Here is a 1,449-nt window from a genome sequence, read left to right as displayed (position 1 = left end):
TGCCGGTGTAATTCATGTCAGAACTAACCCCCCAAGTTGCCGGAAATACGGCCATGACGACCAGCACGACACAAGCGTTCTCGCCAGCAGGCAACATGGACGACGTGACAAATAAGCTAAAGCAGCTTTGGTCAAGTAGCCAACGAAATCTTGTTCTATCCGCTGTTCTCGCAGCGATTGTAGCGGCGATCAGTGTGGTTGCGCTTTGGAGTTCTTCTCAAAGCTTCCGTCCGCTTTACAGCCAACAAGAGCGATTCGATATTGGCGAGATTGTCTCGGTCTTAGAGAGTGAAGGTGTGAGCTACCGCATGCAGGAGCAGAACGGCCAAGTGCTGGTTCCTGAAGGTGAGGTGGCTCGCATTCGTATGTTATTGGCGTCAAAAGGTGTAAAAGCGAAACTGCCAACCGGATTGGATTCGCTGAAAGAAGACAGCTCATTAGGTACCAGCCAGTTTATGGAGACTGCGCGTTACCGTCATGGTTTAGAAGGTGAGTTAGTACGCACTATCATGTCGCTAAACTCGGTAGCGAATGCGCGTGTTCACCTTGCGATTCCTCGTCAAACTTTGTTTGTTCGCCAAAACGGTGAAAACCCGTCTGCATCTGTCATGCTCGAACTCAAACCTGGTGAAGACCTCAAGCCAGAACAGGTTGAAGCGATCATCAACTTGATCGTCGGCAGTGTGACGGCGATGAAGCCTGAGTTTGTTTCTGTCATCGATCAATATGGCCGACTGTTGAGTGCTGATGTTGCGTCAGCAGAAGCGGGCAAAGTAAACGCGAAGTATCTGGAATACCAAAAGAACGTTGAGAAGCAAATCATCCAACGTGCGGCAGACATGCTAACGCCGATTGTTGGCCCTAGTAATTTCCGCGTTCAGGTTGCAGCCGATATGGATTTCAGCCAAGTGGAAGAAACGCGAGAAATCCTTGATAACGCGCCAGTGGTTCGTAACGAACACACCATTCAAAACAATTCGATTGACCAAATCGCGCTTGGCGTACCAGGTTCTCTCAGCAACCAGCCTCCAGTGACTGGTGAGGCGGCGACAAACGACAGCCAAAACACCAATGCGCGCTCTGAAGTGAATCGTCAGTATGCGGTTGGCAGCAGCGTGCGCCGTACTCAGTACCAACAAGGTCAGATTGAGAAATTGAGCGTATCGGTTCTATTGAACTCAAAAGCATCGCCAGACGGCGTGGCTTGGAGCGATGCAGACAAAGCGCAAATCTCTACCATGATCACCGATGCCGTTGGCATTTCAGCCGCGCGAGGTGACAGCTTGAGCTTGATGAGCTTCAACTTCACACCGATTGATATCGATGCGCCAACAGCTCTGCCTTGGTGGCAAGACCCTACGGTTCAACAGCCATTACGTTACGTGATCGGCGGTATGTTGGGCTTGGCGATGATCTTCTTTGTGCTGCGTCCATTGATCATGCACCTAA

The 1,449-nt window shown here is 50.7% G+C and carries 1 protein-coding gene; it reads left to right on the top strand.

Features of this window, described 5'->3' with window-relative positions; all coding sequences use genetic code 11:
- Positions 1 to 14: 14 nt before the first annotated feature.
- Positions 15 to 1,449 (top strand): flagellar basal-body MS-ring/collar protein FliF (gene fliF / locus R8N28_RS24700; protein ID WP_318183605.1); only part of this gene is annotated, 1,435 nt, incomplete at its 3' end.

It is taken from the genome of Vibrio sp. Vb1554 (assembly GCF_033344235.1).
The sequence above is the reverse complement of the archived record's forward strand: the minus strand, read 5'-3'. Positions and strand labels throughout refer to the sequence as shown.